Raw genomic sequence first — 16,609 nt, forward strand, 5'->3', positions numbered from 1 at the left:
AATTAAGCTCAAAATTAGAAAACTTAAAGGATTAACATGACAGACAAATCGTACAAAATTGCCGTCCTACCCGGTGACGGCATTGGCCCGGAAGTAATGGCGCAGGCACATAAAGTATTGGATGCAATCGAAAAGAAACATGGTATTGCGTTTGAGCGTGACGAGCATGATGTCGGTGGTATCGCGATCGACAATCACGGTTGCCCACTTCCAGAGAGCACAATAAAAGCATGTGAAGAGTCTGATGCAGTCCTATTCGGCTCGGTTGGCGGCCCTAAGTGGGAGCACTTACCACCAAACGACCAACCTGAACGCGGTGCCCTACTTCCACTACGCAAACACTTCCAACTGTTCTGTAACTTACGTCCAGCGCAAATTCACTCAGGTCTTGAAGCTTTCTCACCGCTACGTGCAGACATCTCGGGTCGCGGCTTTTACATCGTGGTAGTCCGTGAACTGACGGGTGGTATCTACTTCGGCCAACCGAAAGGTCGTGAAGGTGAAGGCGCAACAGAAAAAGCGTTTGATACTGAGGTGTACCACCGCTTTGAGATCGAACGTATTGCAAAAATCGCTTTTGAGTCAGCTCGTCTACGTCGCAAGAAAGTGTGCTCTATCGACAAAGCGAACGTTCTACAAAGCTCTATCTTATGGCGTGAAGTAGTCGAAGAAATCGCAAAAGACTACCCAGATGTCGAGTTGTCACACATGTACATTGATAACGCTACTATGCAGCTTATCAAAAACCCTGCTCAGTTCGACGTAATGCTGTGTTCAAACATCTTCGGCGACATCATTTCTGATGAATGTGCGATGATCACAGGCTCTATGGGTATGTTGCCATCAGCAAGTCTAAACGAAAGCAAATTCGGTCTGTACGAGCCAGCAGGTGGCAGTGCACCCGATATCGCAGGTAAGAATATTGCTAACCCTGTGGCGCAAATCCTATCAGCAGCACTGATGCTGCGTTACAGCCTAGGTGAAGAAACTGCGGCGCAAGACATTGAAGCCGCAGTATCAAAAGCACTTTCAGCTGGGGAGCTAACGGGCGATCTTGCTGGTGACACCCCTGCGCTTACAACATCTGAGATGGGCGATAAGATCGCTGAGTACATCTTAAACTCGTAATACAGAACAGATTCATAATAAATACTAAATCCTCTATCCACCAATGACTTACCTCTAAGTCATTGGTGCTAAAACAAAGCAACAAGGATAACGAGGAAAGGAAGCAAACAATGGGCAAAACACTATACGAAAAAGTCTACGACGCACACGTTGCCGTCGCAGCAGAAGGGGAAAACCCAATCTTGTACATCGACCGTCACTTGGTACATGAAGTGACGTCTCCGCAAGCATTTGACGGCTTGCGTGAAAAAGGTCGTAAGGTGCGTCAGGTCAGCAAAACTTTTGCCACCATGGACCACAACGTTTCAACAACCACCAAAGACATCAACGCATCCGGTGAGATGGCTCGTATCCAGATGGAAACGCTATCGAAAAACTGTGAAGAGTTTGGTGTTACGCTTTACGACATTAACCATAAATATCAAGGTATTGTGCACGTTATGGGCCCAGAGCTTGGTATTACCCTACCGGGCATGACCATTGTTTGTGGTGACTCGCACACTGCTACACACGGTGCGTTCGGCTCGCTAGCTTTTGGTATTGGAACATCTGAAGTTGAGCACGTATTAGCAACTCAAACGCTAAAACAAGCGCGCGCTAAAACGATGAAGATCGAAGTGAAAGGCAAAGTGGCTCCGGGCATTACTGCGAAAGACATTGTGCTAGCCATCATCGGTGAAACGACAGCAGCAGGCGGTACAGGCTACGTAGTTGAATTCTGTGGTGAAGCGATCACTGACCTTTCAATGGAAGGCCGCATGACCGTATGTAACATGGCGATAGAGCTAGGTGCGAAAGCCGGTTTGATTGCGCCAGATGAAACCACGTTCGAATACATCAAAGGCCGTAAATTCTCACCTCAAGGTGCCGACTTTGATGCAGCAGTAGAATACTGGAAGACATTAAAAACTGACGATGATGCTCAGTTTGATGCAGTCGTGACACTAAACGCAGCGGATATCAGACCACAAGTCACTTGGGGTACTAACCCAGGCCAAGTGATCGCAGTAGATCAACCTATCCCAGCACCAGAAAGCTTTGCCGACCCAGTAGAAAAAGCATCGGCAGAAAAAGCATTGGCTTACATGGGCCTAGAGGCAGGCAAGTCATTGTCTGATTACAACGTCGATAAAGTCTTCGTTGGTTCTTGTACTAACTCACGTATCGAAGACATGCGCGCAGCCGCTGAAGTAGCGAAAGGTCGCAAAGTCGCGCCTCACGTTCAAGCGCTAATCGTTCCTGGCTCTGAGCAAGTAAAAGCGCAAGCAGAAGCGGAAGGCTTGGACGTTATCTTTAAAGAAGCGGGCTTTGAGTGGCGCCTACCAGGTTGCTCGATGTGTCTAGCAATGAACAATGACCGTTTGGGTCCACATGAACGTTGTGCGTCTACTTCAAACCGTAACTTTGAAGGCCGCCAAGGTCGTGATGGCCGTACCCACCTAGTGAGCCCTGCGATGGCAGCGGCGGCAGCAATTGCTGGTCACTTTGTAGATATTCGTGAACTAGACTAAGGAGCAAACAAATGTCAGGCTTTAAACAACACACAGGCTTAGTTGTTCCTCTAGATGCAGCGAACGTTGATACTGATGCCATCATTCCAAAGCAGTTCCTACAAAAGGTCTCCCGCCTAGGGTTTGGTAAGCACCTATTCCATGACTGGCGCTTCCTAGACGATGCTGGCGAACAGCCAAATCCAGAGTTCGTGATGAACGCACCTCGCTACCAAGGCGCGTCTATCTTGCTGGCTCGTGAGAACTTCGGCTGTGGCTCATCTCGTGAGCACGCACCGTGGGCACTAGCGGATTACGGCATCAAAGCGATGATCGCACCAAGCTTTGCCGATATTTTTTACGGCAACTCGATCAACAACCAAATGGTACCAGTTCGCTTGACTGAGCAAGAAGTGGATGAAATCTTCCATTTTGTTGAGGCGAATGAAGGCGCAGAAGTGGAAGTAGACCTAGAAGCGAATGTGGTTCGCGCCAACGGCAAAGAGTACAGCTTTGAAATCGATTCGTTCCGTCGTCATTGCTTGCTAAACGGTTTGGACAACATTGGTCTAACCCTTCAGCACGAAGATAATATTGCCGAGTACGAAGCGAATATTCCAAGCTTCTTGCGTTAAGACGCGTTAGTAGATACACAAATCAAGGGCTGGCAATTGTCGGCCCTTTTAATGTTTTGGGTAACTGTTCTCATATCGCTTTGCTTACAGAATACCGAACGCCTCTGTTGAAATTCGTCATCCTGAACAGCGACGAAGGAGTGTAATTCAGGATCTACTGCCAGAGCGCACTGTGCAGATTCATACTTTCTTTACTCAAGAGTTTGTGGGTATTAGATTCCTGATATCGCTTATGCTCCTCAGAATGACGGCGAATAAAGGCCACTGATTACTGAAAGAAAACAAGCACTAAACTGGTCTACACTATCAACAATATCTCATTCAAAGGTATCTCTATGAAGCGTCTGTTATTGCTGTTGTGTGCTCTGGTTTCTTTCTCGACATTTTCCGCGCCTAAATCCGACTTATGGCCATATTGGAAACAATCGAATCAAGCCAACCAAACCCAAATTTCTCATCAAGAATGGCAACAACTGCTCGATACTTATTTAGTTGAACAAGGCGAGAATACCTTGTTTCGTTATAGCCAAGTCTCCTCTGTCGATAAAACTAAGCTGAAACAATACATCCAGCGTTTGGCAAAACTAAACCCTCTACAATACAACCAAGCAGAGCAATATGCCTATTGGGTAAACCTTTACAACGCCATCACGGTAGATCTTATTTTGGATAACTATCCAGTCGAATCAATCACCAAGCTAGGTGGTTTGTTTAGCTTTGGTCCTTGGGGAGACGATGTGGTCGTGGTCAATGGGAAGGATCTAACTTTAAACGATATTGAACATCGAATTTTGCGTCCAATTTGGAATGACCCAAGAACGCATTACGCGGTTAACTGTGCCAGCCTAGGATGCCCTAATCTGCAGTCTCAAGCATTCACTGCTGACAACACGCAAGCTCTACTGGATAGTGCCGCCAAAACATTTATCAACAGCAGCAAAGGCGTATCTATCCAAGGTAACACGGCACAGCTGTCTTCTATTTATGATTGGTTTGCAACGGACTTTGGTGGAAAAAAACAAATCTTCAAACACATCGCAAAGTACGCACCGCAATACAAAAATTTCTCTGGCAAAGTGAAATACGAATACGATTGGGACTTGAATCAAGCCAACTAAACTGGGGGGATGTGAGGTCAATTAGCATTAGGGACATAATAGGCCAAAAGCTAAAGACACCGGCAACTCAAAGACTAAGACATGAAAAAAAAGGGCACTGAGTGCCCTTTTTTACATCCAAATGTTTGATAGAAAACGTCCGACTACTTAAAGCCTTTAACCTTCTTAATAAGATCGTAAGCGTTTTGAATCTCTTGAGATTTCTCTTTCGCGACGTTCATCATCTCTGGTGGTAAACCTTTAGCCATCAATTTGTCCGGGTGATGCTCGTTCATCAGTTTACGATAAGCACGCTTAACGGTTTTACTGTCTGCATCTGAAGACACATCCAGAATTTTGTACGCGTCGGCCAACTGATCCACTTGTGAAGCTTGTTGCCAGCTACCACCTGAAGATTGGCCTTGATGCTGACCATGAAAACCGCCCTGGCTTTGGAAACGAAATGCGGCTTCTTGCATTTGCAAACGACGCTCTAATTGCTCAGAAGAGAAACCCAAACCACGTGCAATTTTGTGTAGTACATTTCGTTCACTCGGGTGGATTGAGCCATCTGCAAAGGCCGCCGAGATTTGCAGCTCTAAGAAAAATTGCAACAAGTCAAAGCGACCAGCTGTCGAAATTTTCACACGAACAAGAACATCTTCTAACGGAAAGTCGCTGTCTTTACCTTCACGAAACGCGTCTTGCGCTGCGCGACGCTGTTCGCCATGCAAATTCATGCGGTCCATCATGGCAGAAGCCAGTTGGATTTCCTCTTTGGTGACTTGGCCTTTCGCTTTTGCCACATGTCCCATTACCGCAAACGCCGCTTTAAAAAACTCTTCTTGGCGTTGAGCTTGACTTGGCCCTTTTCCAAAGCCGCCAGTAGAGAACCCGGCTTGACTCAAGCGACGTGCTTTATCGAATTGATGGCCAATAAATAAGCCAAAGAGTAAACCTAGCGGCCCGCCAAGTAACAAGCCAAAAAAGGCACCCAGAATTTTGCCAAAAATATGCATTATGTGTTCTCTATCAATGAATTTTTATCGACGACGGCGGTCTTATAGTGCCGGATGCAACGATTTCCTTTATGATAATGGAATTAGTTTTATTTCGGCTAGGCCATTTCGCCTGCTTATCTTTGCAGCTATTTTGTCGTCATTATGCCACAGTGAATCAATACGCTGGGATAAATGCGACTATAGTTGATTCATTTGGCTATTACGCTAGGGTACAACAAGCCCTATAGCCATCGAGTAGTAGTGACACAGGAAAGTTCAATTCAATGCAACATTTCTCCCGCACATTTTTAGCGGCCTCTATCAGCACCGCCTTGTTTGTACCCACCACTCAAGCTGAAGCGAATATCCATGATAGTGTGCAGGAAATGCCCGCCACAGATCAATGTTTGGTCGATACAAGTGGCGAGGAGGACGCTCTTAATACCCCAGTAGTGGTAGAAGCTGACACCCTGCAAGCCATCAATGGTGACAAAGCTCAGTACTCAGGTAATGTACAAGTCACCCAAGGCCAGAAGAAAATTACCGCAGATAGCGTAACGCTGCACCAACAAGACAACGTCGTGGTTGCCGAAGGCAACGTGACTTTCAATGACGGCCAAGTCAAAGCTCGATCTGATCGTGTTACTAACGACATTAATCAAGATACGTTTTCGCTTGAGAACACCGATTATCAGTTCCTTTGCCAACAAGGCCGAGGCACTGCAGCCTATATCGCTCGCACAGGTCAGTCGGTTTATGAACTCGAAGACGGCTCTATCACATCGTGCCCTCAAGGCGATAATTCATGGCGATTGGTTGCGTCAGGCATCGATGTTGACCAAGATGAAGAGACAGCGACGCTGCATCATCCTCGATTTGAAGTGTTAGATGTGCCTGTTTTCTATGTGCCGTATCTAACCATGCCAATTGGAGATACGCGCAAAACGGGTTTCCTCTTCCCTTCTTTATCGTACGGTTCTAGTGATGGTATGGAAGTCGAGGTGCCATTCTATTGGAACATCGCGCCTCAATATGACATGACACTCACCACGCTCTATATGCAGCAACGTGGTACAAAACTCGATACTGATTTCCGCTATCTAACAGATGGTTGGGGAAATGGGGAAATCAAAGGCGAATACCTCAATAGTGATCGCAAATATCAGGACGAGTCTCGTTGGGGCTACCAAGTTAAACACGACGGTATCATCAATAAACAGTGGATAGTCAAAGTCGATTACTCAAAAGTGAGTGATATTGATTACTTCCTCGATCTCGACTCCGACATTGGTAACCGTGAAGATGGTCAACTGGTTCAAGAAGGACAAGTACAATATCGTTCTGACTTCTGGGATGCCTCGTTAACCGTTCGTGACTTCCAAATCTTATTGAAAGAAGAGAACCGCCCTTATCGCCTGCTTCCTCAGTTAGACTTGAACTACTACACGCCGTTGTGGGGAGATTACCTTAACTTTGACGTGAAGAGCCAAGTCAGCCGCTTCGATACGAGCGATGCTGCGCGACCAAATGCGACCCGTGTTCACATTGAACCAGGGCTTACATTACCACTCTCAAACTCATGGGCAACGTGGACAACAGAAGCGCGTGTGCTCTCTACGTATTACTCTCAAGACTTAACGGGTTTGACAGATGTAAACTTGCAAAACCAGTTGGATGATGAAGTTTCTCGTGTTATTCCTGAGTTCCGTACGCATGCGCAACTTTACTTAGAGCGAGATACAAGCTGGATCAAGGGCTACACACAAACACTGGAGCCTCAGCTGCAGTACTTGTACGTACCTGAAGAAGATCAAACCAACATCTACAACTACGATACCACCTTGCTACAAACCGACTACTACGGGCTATTCCGCAGTCGTAAGTACAGTGGCATTGATAAAATCGCCTCGGCGAACCAGTTAAGCTACGGTGCGAGTACTCGCTTCTTTGATGATGACTATAAAGAGCGTCTTAACGTTTCATTTGGTCAGATTTACTACTTCGATAAAAAGACCAAACTGAGCAACAGCCCAAATCTTCCGGATGAGACCACCAATTACTCATCATGGGCGATTGAAGCTGATTTCAACTACAACGATTACTTGTTCTATCACGGTGGAATTCAATACGATATTGATTTGAGCTCCATGCAGTTGGCAAACAGTACCTTGGAATACCAATTCAACGGCGGCTTTATTCAGGGTAACTATCGCTACGTTACGCGTGAATACATCGAAGATACGATCATTCTCGAAAACCTAGACACAATTACTCGTAAAGGTATTTCTCAAGCAGGTATTGTAGCGGCCTACGAGTTCAACCCGAACTGGTCTGCGAGTGGTCAATACTACTACGACCTCAATGAAAATGCGGACCTAGAATGGTTAGCGAGCCTACGTTACCAATCTGACTGTTGGTACATTGGCGTCACTTACTCAAACCAATTGCTTGGTTGGGAAGACCAAGCTATCGGCAGCACCGGGGCATCACCTGAATACGAAAATAACTTCAGCGTTAACTTCGGTATTCAAGGCTTTGCGACCAACCAGCGTGAAGACACTGCTGTCAAAGAACTGGATGGTTCTGACAACGCGATTAAGTACGGCCGCCCATTCTATCTGAACAATTAATCAAAATAGGCGTCTTAAATGAATAAGACGCCTATTCAAAAATACTGACGGAATTTTAAATGAAAATTTGGAAATCAATCTTATTCACGACCCTACTCTCTTGCGGAGCGGTTGCAGCACCAGTAGAGATCGATAAGGTTGCGGTCATCGTGAATGACGGTGTAGTTCTACAAAGCGACATCGAAACAGCGATGAAAACGCTGCAAGCCAACGCTCGTCAAAGTGGAAAGAGCTTACCTTCTACCAGCGTGTTAAAAGAACAAGTCGTTGAAAAACTTATCATTGATACGTTGCAAGGCCAAGAAGCAGACCGTATTGGTGTGCGTATTGACGACAACCGTTTAAACCAAGCGATTGCAGAGATCGCACGTAATAATGAGCAATCGGTAGAACAACTCGCTGCTTCTGTAGAAAGTGAAGGTTTAAGTTACCCAGAATTCCGCGAACAAATTCGTAAGGAAATCGCCGCATCAGAAGCCCGCAATGCACTGGTTCGTCGCCGTATTAATATCCTTCCAGCAGAGGTAGATAGCCTTGCTGAGCAACTATCACAAGAAACCAATGCGACTGTTCAATACAAAATTGGACACATTCAACTGCGCTTCTCTGACGATAAAGAAAAATCTGCTGTAGAAGCAGAAGCTAAAGCGCTCGCGAAAAAGCTAAACGAAGGTGCAGATTTTACGGAGATGGCCTACACCTACTCTAAAGGTCCTAAAGCTTTACAAGGTGGTGATTGGGGCTGGATGCGTAAAGAAGAGATGCCAACCATCTTTGCTGATCAGATCAAGATGCAAAACAAAGGCAGCATTATTGGTCCATTCCGTAGTGGCGTTGGTTTCCACATCCTAAAAATAGAGGATGTAAAAGGCCTAGAAACGGTTGCGGTAACGGAAGTAAATGCGCGTCATATTTTGATTAAACCAACCGTGATTCTGAGCGACGAAGGGGCGAAGAAGCAACTGAATGAATTTGTACGCCGCATCAAAGCCGGTGAAGCAACGTTCGCTCAATTGGCAACACAATACAGTCAAGATCCTGGCTCGGCAGCACAAGACGGTGAACTAGGTTATCAAACGCCAGATCTTTACGTGCCAGAATTCAAGCACCAAGTAGAAACTCTGCCAGTTGGCTCAATCAGCGAACCGTTCAAAACCGTTCACGGCTGGCATATCGTTGAAGTGTTGGATCGTCGCCAAGTTGACCGTACTGACTCAGCGATGAAGAACAAAGCTTACCGTATTCTATTTAACCGTAAATTTAATGAAGAAGCGGGCGCATGGATGCAAGAGCTACGCGCAAGTGCGTTTGTTGAAATCGTGGATGACAACAATGACAACTAATACAATTCGTAGAATTGTCGTAACCGCAGGGGAACCTGCGGGTATCGGCCCAGACTTAGTGCTTGCCCTATCGAAAGAAGATTGGGCGCACCAAATTGTCGTCTGTGCCGATAAGAATATGCTGATGGAGCGAGCCAAGCAGCTTGGCATCGAAGTCCAACTGTCTGATTACAATCCAGAAGAAGCACCTAAAGCACAAAAAGCGGGCACGCTTATCGTTGACCATATCCAAATATCGGAACCTGCGGTCGCAGGTGAGCTCAATGAAGCGAATGGTCACTATGTACTAAAAACGCTAGAAAGAGCGGCTTTAGGCTGTATGAATGATGAATTTGATGCTATTGTCACCGGCCCTGTTCATAAGGGGGTGATTAATCGCGCAGGTGTTGCATTCAGTGGTCATACTGAATTTTTCGCCGAGAAGTCACAAACGCCGCTAGTCGTAATGATGCTAGCAACGGAAGGACTACGCGTGGCGCTGGTTACAACACATATTCCTTTAGCTTATGTGTCCAAAGCTGTCACCGAAGAGCGATTAGAAAAAATCATCGATATTCTTCATAAAGACCTTGTAGAAAAGTTTGCTATCGCACAACCAAACATCTACGTTTGCGGGCTTAACCCTCATGCTGGCGAAGATGGCTGCTTAGGTCGTGAAGAGATCGAAACCATCACTCCGACACTGGAAAAAATTCGACAAGAAAAAGGTATCAACCTGATCGGCCCTCTGCCGGCTGATACCATTTTCAATGAAAAATATTTAAATGATGCTGATGCTGTTTTAGGCATGTACCATGATCAAGTGTTGCCAGTATTAAAATACAAAGGCTTTGGTCGTTCAGTAAACATTACTCTTGGCCTACCTTTTATTAGAACATCGGTGGACCACGGTACTGCATTAGATCTGGCAGGGACAGGTCAAGCGGATACAGGGAGTTTCCGAACAGCGCTCACGCATGCGATAGATTTGGTAGAGAAGAAACAATGAGAAATGATGTCCATTTAGGACACAAAGCGCGTAAACGTTTTGGTCAAAACTTCCTGAACGATCCATACATTATTGATGGAATCGTATCAGCGATTAACCCAAAACCAGGTCAAAACCTGGTTGAAATCGGTCCTGGTCTTGGTGCAATCACTGAGCCAGTAGGTCGTGAAGTGGATAAGTTCACAGTTATCGAATTAGACCGCGATCTGGCGGAACGCCTACGTACTCACCCTGAACTGGCAGATAAGTTGACCATCCATGAGGGTGACGCTATGCGTTTTGACTTCACTCAACTAGTGAAGCCAAACAACAAGCTGCGCATTTTTGGTAACTTGCCATACAACATCTCTACACCATTGATGTTCCACCTTTTTGAGTTCCATAAAGACATTCAAGACATGCACTTTATGCTGCAAAAAGAAGTGGTAAACCGCTTAGCCGCCGGCCCTGGCAGCAAAGCTTACGGCCGTTTAACGGTAATGGCTCAGTACTACTGTAAAGTGGTACCGGTACTGGAAGTACCGCCAACGGCATTCGTTCCACCACCGAAAGTGGATTCTGCCGTTGTTCGTTTAGTGCCTTACGAAGAGCTGCCATGCCCGGCGAAAGATCTGCGTTTGCTCGATCGCGTTTGTCGTGAAGGCTTTAACCAACGTCGTAAAACAGTTCGTAACTGCTACAAATCGTTGTTAAGCACAGAAGTACTAGAAGAGCTAGGTGTTAATCCAAGCATGCGTCCAGAGAACCTGACGCTAGAACAATTCGTCGCAATGGCGAACTGGCTTGCGGATAACCCGCAGCACTAAGAACTCAAACAATGAGCCAAACCCTTGTAGGTTTGGCTTATTATTATTGGGATATTACGTTTCTGAGGAGTGCACATGGACGTCATTCAACCTTGCATCAAAATTCAAGTTCACACCAAATACATCGAAGAACAGTCCAACCCAGAGCTACAACGCTACGTTTTCGCTTATATCATCACCATCAAAAACCTTAGCCAACAAACCGTACAGTTAGTGAGCCGCCGCTGGCTAATCACAGACTCGAATGGCAAGCAAATGACGGTTGAAGGTGACGGAGTGGTAGGCCAGCAGCCCTTTATTCCAAGCAATGATGAATACACGTACAGTAGCGGAACCGCGTTAGAAACCCCTGTCGGCGTTATGCAAGGACACTACAAAATGCTGGATGAGAAAGGGCAAGAGTTCATCACCGAAATTGAACCATTTCGCTTGGCTGTTCCAAATGTTTTAAATTAGTAAATTGGAGATTCAGTGGCTACCTATATTGTTGGTGACATCCAAGGCTGTTTTGATGAATTGCAGCGACTACTAGAAAAAGTATCTTTCTCTGCGAAAAAAGACCAACTTTGGCTTGCTGGTGATTTGGTCGCCAGAGGGCCTAAATCACTAGAAACGTTACGCTTTGTGAAGTCACTTGGCGCAAGCGCAATCGTGGTGCTTGGTAATCACGACCTTCACCTTCTCGCAGTGGCTCACGGGATAAAAAAGGTCAAAGACAAAGATAGAACCGCACCTATTTTCACGGCCCCTGACAAAGAGGAACTACTGACATGGCTAGCTCAGCAACCTCTAATGGCCGAGCATGACGAGTTCGTGATGTGTCACGCTGGCATATCACCGCAGTGGAATCTAAAAACAGCGAGAAAGTGTGCCCGTGAAGTTGAGCGCATCATCCAAAGTGAAGAGCTGCCTTGGCTATTAAAAAACATGTACAGCAATCAACCTGATTCCTGGGATGACTCTCTACAGGGTTTGGACCGATACCGTTATATTATCAATGCTTTTACGCGGATGCGCTTTTGTTTCCCTGATGGTCGTTTGGATATGGATTGTAAATTGCCACCGCAACAAGTTTCCGGTAACGAACTTATTCCATGGTTTGATGTGCCTAAACGTATCCACTTAAACAAAGCGGTGCTCTTTGGGCACTGGGCTGCACTACAAGGCTATATGAACAACGAAGTCATCGGGCTAGATACTGGCTGCGTTTGGGGCGGAAGCCTAACCATGATCCGTTGGGAAGATAAGAAAATTTTTACTCAGGATGCACTCAGTTAACGGCTCTGATTGCCGGACTAGAAAACAAAAAGCACCGCATTTGCGGTGCTTTTCTTATTCGGCTCAATTTGATTATTTTTCTAAAATCGTAAAACGCATGTTATAAGCGTTTTTCTCATCAGCTTGATATTCTCTAGTGTACGTTTCTTGGAATTCATCATCCCATTGAGGAAATTGAGTATCTCCCTCAACATCAGCATCAATAAAAGTTAGATACAACTTATCAGCTTTATCAAGAAATGCTTCATAGATACTACCACCGCCGATAATCATAACCTCATTATGACCTTTGGCAGCTTCTAGCGCCTCTAAAGTAGAGCTCACTACTATTACGTCTTCTGCTGCATAAGATCGGTCTCTGGTAATGACTATATTGAGTCTATTTGGTAGAGCTTTACCAATTGACTCAAAAGTCTTACGCCCCATGACCACAGGCTTACCTAGTGTATGTTCTTTGAACCAAGCAAAGTCTGCAGGAAGGTGCCAAGGCATTGAGTTATTGTTACCGATGATCATTGGCTTTTCTTTATCAATAGCACCGTTATGTGCCATTGCCGCAATCATGCTAATCATAGAAATACTTTACCTTGAAGAAATTTGAGCGCAAATTATACCTAAATAACACTTTAGAACAAACGATCGCCTAAACAATTGGTCTTCTTCGATAAAAAAGTAACCCAGGAACCGCAAGACCAACTGCTAAACCTGCAATAATAAACATGGCCTTAAGAAAGTTTTCCATACAGGTTGCGACAAGCTCGGGTGAGTAGCCAACATGATTGATTTCTACCATAGCGATCATTGCTTTGTACGCAAACACACCCGGCACCATCGGGATCAAAGCAGCCACAGTAAACACTTTTGGATGCGCGAGAAAACGGTGAGACCAGTACACACCAATCATCCCAACTAACGTCGCAGCAAAAAAGGTTGCCCACTCAATAGGAATGCCAAACTGCATCATCAAGTAGCGGCTACCATGACCAATCGCGCCACCAACAGCGCAATACACTAAAGCTCTTTGTGGCACGTTAAAAACCAATGCAAATCCTACGGCGGGAATCGCCGCAAAAAACATGTCATTCAACAGGCCAAACATCAAATCAAATAAACTCATTAGATTGCCCACCCCCAAATTCCAGTTACACTCATCGCAGCAACGATCCCCAAACATGTCGCCAACGTTAGTAAACTAGCCATCACAAATCGAGCAATCCCCATATTAATGTGGCCTTTCAACATATCTGCGACAGAGTTAATGAGTGGGAAACCAGGTACAAGCATTAATACCGACGATGCCATTGCTACGGTAGGTAGATTACCGATTTGGTAAATTTCCGCCTGTGCTGAAATTAAGGTAGTCACAAAAGCGGTCGCAGCAAAGTTCAATAGAGGGTTGAAATGACGATGACCAATTTCTTGGCGAACGATCATGCCACCAGCTGAAGCTAAAAAGGTCATGATGAAGACTCCCCAATCACCACCAGCTAGATGACTGAATGCCGCACAAGACAAGCCAATCATAAACACCACCAACCAGCGGTTATAACGCTCTGGACTGATAGCGTTCAGCTTTTTCTGCGCCATGGTTGAATCGAGCAAACCACGTTCCATCATGATACAGATTCGTTGAATTTGCGTAATAACGCGCATATTGATGCCACGATCAGCGCAGCTTCGGGTGGTGGTGATGCAATGCCCATCCATTACCGTCGTCACAACCAATGCATTAGCTGATAGTGCTACCGCAACTTCATTCACCCCACAAGCAAGGCCAATACGACGCATAATATCGCTCACAAGAGTACTTTCAGCACCATGAGCAAGTAGCATTTGTCCGGCTTGGGCGACAAGACGAGAAATCGATCGTTGAGTAGATACCGCCAACTCTCTAGGCGGTATGGTTTCTAGAGTCATAAATAAGTCTAATTCCTTTTAGGGTGTTACTCATTCATACGCGCGAAGGCCAAACTAACCCTCAAAAAACACGACGTATCGGTTATTGTGCCGTAAATCACATCACCTAAATATGATTTAGATACAAAAAAAGCCGCAATAAATAATTGCGGCTTAATGAATTATAGGCAAACAGGCATTGTTTGACCGTTCTGATTAGTCACGAACGTAGACAACGTGACCGTCATCTTCTTCATCGTCCCAGTCATCCCAATCGTCGTCATCTTCAGTGATAACGTCTTTACCCGCCATCGCATCTTTATGGTAATCATCCCACATGAAGTTAACTTTATCTTCTTCAGCCACTTCTTCCTCTTCGCGAGGTAGGTTATCCATAAAGTCAGCCAGTTTGTAACAAAGCTCTTTAGTACCGTTACGATTGATCGCCGAGATCTTAAAGTACTCGTCTTCCCAACCTAGTGCGTCTAAGATTTCTTGGATCTTCTCATTCGCTTCTTCTTCAGGCATTAGATCAACTTTGTTGAACACTAACCAGCGCGGCTTACTTGCCAGTTTTTCGCTGTATTGTTCTAATTCATCAATGATCGTCAATGCATTTTGCACCGGATCGGACTGATCAATTGGCATAATATCGATCATGTGCAGCAACACTCGACAACGCTCTAAGTGCTTCAAGAATCGAATACCAAGGCCAGCGCCATCTGCTGCACCCTCGATCAAACCAGGAATGTCTGCAACAACAAAACTTTTCTCTGGTACGACACTTACGACACCCAAGCTTGGGATCAACGTCGTGAATGGGTAATCAGCGACTTTCGGTTTTGCTGCTGATACTGCGCGGATAAAGGTTGATTTACCAGCATTAGGTAGACCAAGCATACCCACATCAGCAAGAAGCAATAGCTCAAGGCGAATTTCGCGTACTTCACCTTTTGTACCCAATGTTCTCTGACGAGGCGCGCGATTTACTGAAGATTTGAAACGCGTGTTACCTAGACCGTGCCAACCGCCTTTTGCGATCATCACTTTCTTACCGTGTTCAGCAACTTCCGCCACGATTTCATTTGTGTGGATATCCACAGCGCGCGTACCCACAGGTACACGAAGAACGATGTCTTTACCACGCTTACCTGTACAGTTACCACCGCGACCGTTTTCACCACGCTCAGCTTCGTAGAAGCGCTGGAAACGGTAATCAATCAGGGTATTTAGGTTTTCATCGGCTTGGATATAAACATCACCACCGTCACCGCCATCACCGCCATCAGGGCCACCTTTAGTGATGAATTTTTCACGCCAGAAACTGACAACGCCACTACCGCCATCACCAGCCTGAACTTTTACTACCGCTTCATCTACGAACTTCATCTTTTACTCCGACTACTTCGTGCGTGGATTAAATCTTACTATGTCATCCGACCATTTTAGCAGATGACAGATCTAAGCTCCCAGATTCAAATCGCTTAGGATCTTAGCGAGAAACTTCGATATGTCGACTGCCACAAATAAAAAACCCCGCCGATTCGGCAGGGCTTTTGAATTCAGCTTAAAGCTATTAAGTAATTTGGTTAAAAACCTAATTACTCAGCTTCGATGCTTACAAACTTACGGTTCTTAGGACCTTTCACTTCGAACTTCACTTTACCTTCAGTAAGAGCGAATAGAGTGTGGTCTTTACCGATACCTACGTTGTTACCAGCGTGGAACTTAGTACCACGTTGACGAACGATGATGTTACCTGCAAGTACAGATTCACCACCGAAACGCTTAACACCTAGACGTTTGCTTTCTGAATCGCGGCCGTTACGAGTAGAACCACCAGCTTTTTTGTGTGCCATTGTTAAACTCTCCTAATAGATTAAGCGTTGATACCAGTGATCTTCACTTCAGTGAACCACTGACGGTGACCCTGTTGCTTACGAGAGTGCTTACGACGACGGAACTTAACGATTTTAACTTTATCGCCACGACCGTGTTGTACAACTTCAGCAACAATTTTGCCGCCCTCTACAAGAGGAGCACCAACTTTGATGTCTTCGCCGTTAGCAACAAGAAGAACTTTATCAAATTCTACAGTTGCACCAGTTTCAACGTCTAATTTCTCTAAACGAAGAGTTTGACCTTCGCTTACACGGTGTTGTTTACCACCAGATTGGAAAACAGCGTACATATTTTACTCCGCTTTTTCCGCACAGCCTTTCTTGAGGGTGTGCGCTAAACTAATCATCAATAGGGCGCAGATTCTACAGAATAGATGCTCCTATGACAAGCCATATTTTGAAAAAATTGGCGAAAA

Annotated in this window: 17 protein-coding genes; 10 read left to right on the forward strand and 7 right to left on the reverse strand. The window is 45.5% G+C overall.

Annotation, left to right across the window (positions count from 1 at the left end):
- The first annotated feature begins 36 nt into the window (after positions 1 to 36).
- The 4 genes from leuB (at position 37) to R7E29_RS18490 (ending at position 4,371) form a co-directional block, all read left to right on the forward strand.
- Positions 37 to 1,128, forward strand: a complete 1,092-nt coding sequence (gene leuB / locus R7E29_RS18475) for a 3-isopropylmalate dehydrogenase (RefSeq protein ID WP_318082832.1) — start codon at positions 37 to 39, stop codon at positions 1,126 to 1,128.
- Between the two features lie 110 nt (positions 1,129 to 1,238).
- On the forward strand, positions 1,239 to 2,639 hold the full coding sequence (gene leuC, locus R7E29_RS18480) for a 3-isopropylmalate dehydratase large subunit (protein WP_005383069.1): 1,401 nt from the start codon (positions 1,239 to 1,241) through the stop codon (positions 2,637 to 2,639).
- An 11-nt stretch (positions 2,640 to 2,650) separates the two neighbouring features.
- Entirely contained in the window at positions 2,651 to 3,253 is a 603-nt protein-coding gene (gene leuD / locus R7E29_RS18485; protein ID WP_054576645.1) for a 3-isopropylmalate dehydratase small subunit, read from the forward strand.
- 335 nt (positions 3,254 to 3,588) lie between these two features.
- Entirely contained in the window at positions 3,589 to 4,371 is a 783-nt protein-coding gene (locus R7E29_RS18490) for a DUF547 domain-containing protein (RefSeq protein WP_054576644.1), read from the forward strand.
- A 143-nt stretch (positions 4,372 to 4,514) separates the two neighbouring features.
- Here the strand turns inward: R7E29_RS18490 and djlA are convergent, their stop codons facing one another.
- Complete coding sequence (djlA, locus tag R7E29_RS18495) at positions 4,515 to 5,369, reverse strand: co-chaperone DjlA (protein ID WP_054576643.1); 855 nt, start codon at positions 5,367 to 5,369, stop codon at positions 4,515 to 4,517.
- 266 nt (positions 5,370 to 5,635) lie between these two features.
- On the opposite strand from djlA, the gene lptD reads away from it, so the two are divergent.
- The 6 genes from lptD (at position 5,636) to apaH (ending at position 12,396) form a co-directional block, all read left to right on the forward strand.
- Positions 5,636 to 7,981, forward strand: coding sequence for an LPS assembly protein LptD (gene lptD, locus R7E29_RS18500; protein ID WP_005379673.1), 2,346 nt, complete (start codon positions 5,636 to 5,638; stop codon positions 7,979 to 7,981).
- 59 nt (positions 7,982 to 8,040) lie between these two features.
- Positions 8,041 to 9,324: a peptidylprolyl isomerase SurA gene (gene surA / locus R7E29_RS18505; protein WP_005379672.1), complete on the forward strand. Its 1,284-nt coding sequence runs from the start codon at positions 8,041 to 8,043 to the stop codon at positions 9,322 to 9,324.
- Complete coding sequence (gene pdxA / locus R7E29_RS18510; protein WP_005379670.1) at positions 9,314 to 10,312, forward strand: 4-hydroxythreonine-4-phosphate dehydrogenase PdxA; 999 nt, start codon at positions 9,314 to 9,316, stop codon at positions 10,310 to 10,312. The genes surA and pdxA overlap by 11 nt, the downstream gene beginning before the upstream one ends.
- Positions 10,309 to 11,118 carry a 16S rRNA (adenine(1518)-N(6)/adenine(1519)-N(6))-dimethyltransferase RsmA gene (gene rsmA / locus R7E29_RS18515; protein WP_005379669.1) on the forward strand — a complete coding sequence of 270 codons (810 nt, stop codon included), beginning with the start codon at positions 10,309 to 10,311 and terminating at the stop codon, positions 11,116 to 11,118. The genes pdxA and rsmA overlap by 4 nt, the downstream gene beginning before the upstream one ends.
- A 75-nt stretch (positions 11,119 to 11,193) precedes the next feature.
- A complete protein-coding gene (apaG, locus tag R7E29_RS18520) occupies positions 11,194 to 11,574 on the forward strand; it encodes a Co2+/Mg2+ efflux protein ApaG (RefSeq protein ID WP_005379668.1) in 381 nt (126 codons plus the stop codon).
- A gap of 15 nt (positions 11,575 to 11,589) precedes the next feature.
- Positions 11,590 to 12,396, forward strand: coding sequence for a bis(5'-nucleosyl)-tetraphosphatase (symmetrical) ApaH (gene apaH / locus R7E29_RS18525; protein ID WP_042522430.1), 807 nt, complete (start codon positions 11,590 to 11,592; stop codon positions 12,394 to 12,396).
- Between the two features lie 72 nt (positions 12,397 to 12,468).
- On the opposite strand, the gene folA is transcribed toward apaH, so the two are convergent.
- The 6 genes from folA to rplU all read right to left on the reverse strand — a co-directional run bounded on the left by folA (position 12,469) and on the right by rplU (position 16,483).
- Positions 12,469 to 12,969: a type 3 dihydrofolate reductase gene (gene folA, locus R7E29_RS18530; RefSeq protein WP_017633464.1), complete on the reverse strand. Its 501-nt coding sequence runs from the start codon at positions 12,967 to 12,969 to the stop codon at positions 12,469 to 12,471.
- Positions 12,970 to 13,039: 70 nt separating this feature from the next.
- A complete protein-coding gene (locus tag R7E29_RS18535) occupies positions 13,040 to 13,513 on the reverse strand; it encodes a threonine/serine exporter family protein (RefSeq protein ID WP_005379665.1) in 474 nt (157 codons plus the stop codon).
- Positions 13,513 to 14,313, reverse strand: a complete 801-nt coding sequence (locus R7E29_RS18540) for a threonine/serine exporter family protein (RefSeq protein WP_005379664.1) — start codon at positions 14,311 to 14,313, stop codon at positions 13,513 to 13,515. Before R7E29_RS18540 ends, R7E29_RS18535 begins: the two co-directional genes overlap by 1 nt.
- A gap of 195 nt (positions 14,314 to 14,508) precedes the next feature.
- Entirely contained in the window at positions 14,509 to 15,681 is a 1,173-nt protein-coding gene (gene cgtA, locus R7E29_RS18545; protein ID WP_042522432.1) for an Obg family GTPase CgtA, read from the reverse strand.
- Between the two features lie 212 nt (positions 15,682 to 15,893).
- Positions 15,894 to 16,151 carry a 50S ribosomal protein L27 gene (rpmA, locus tag R7E29_RS18550; protein WP_005383095.1) on the reverse strand — a complete coding sequence of 86 codons (258 nt, stop codon included), beginning with the start codon at positions 16,149 to 16,151 and terminating at the stop codon, positions 15,894 to 15,896.
- Between the two features lie 20 nt (positions 16,152 to 16,171).
- Complete coding sequence (rplU, locus tag R7E29_RS18555) at positions 16,172 to 16,483, reverse strand: 50S ribosomal protein L21 (protein ID WP_005383096.1); 312 nt, start codon at positions 16,481 to 16,483, stop codon at positions 16,172 to 16,174.
- Between the last annotated feature and the right edge of the window lie 126 nt (positions 16,484 to 16,609).

This window comes from Vibrio sp. Vb1729 (assembly GCF_033338655.1).
Classification (GTDB): Bacteria; Pseudomonadota; Gammaproteobacteria; order Enterobacterales; family Vibrionaceae; genus Vibrio; species Vibrio alginolyticus.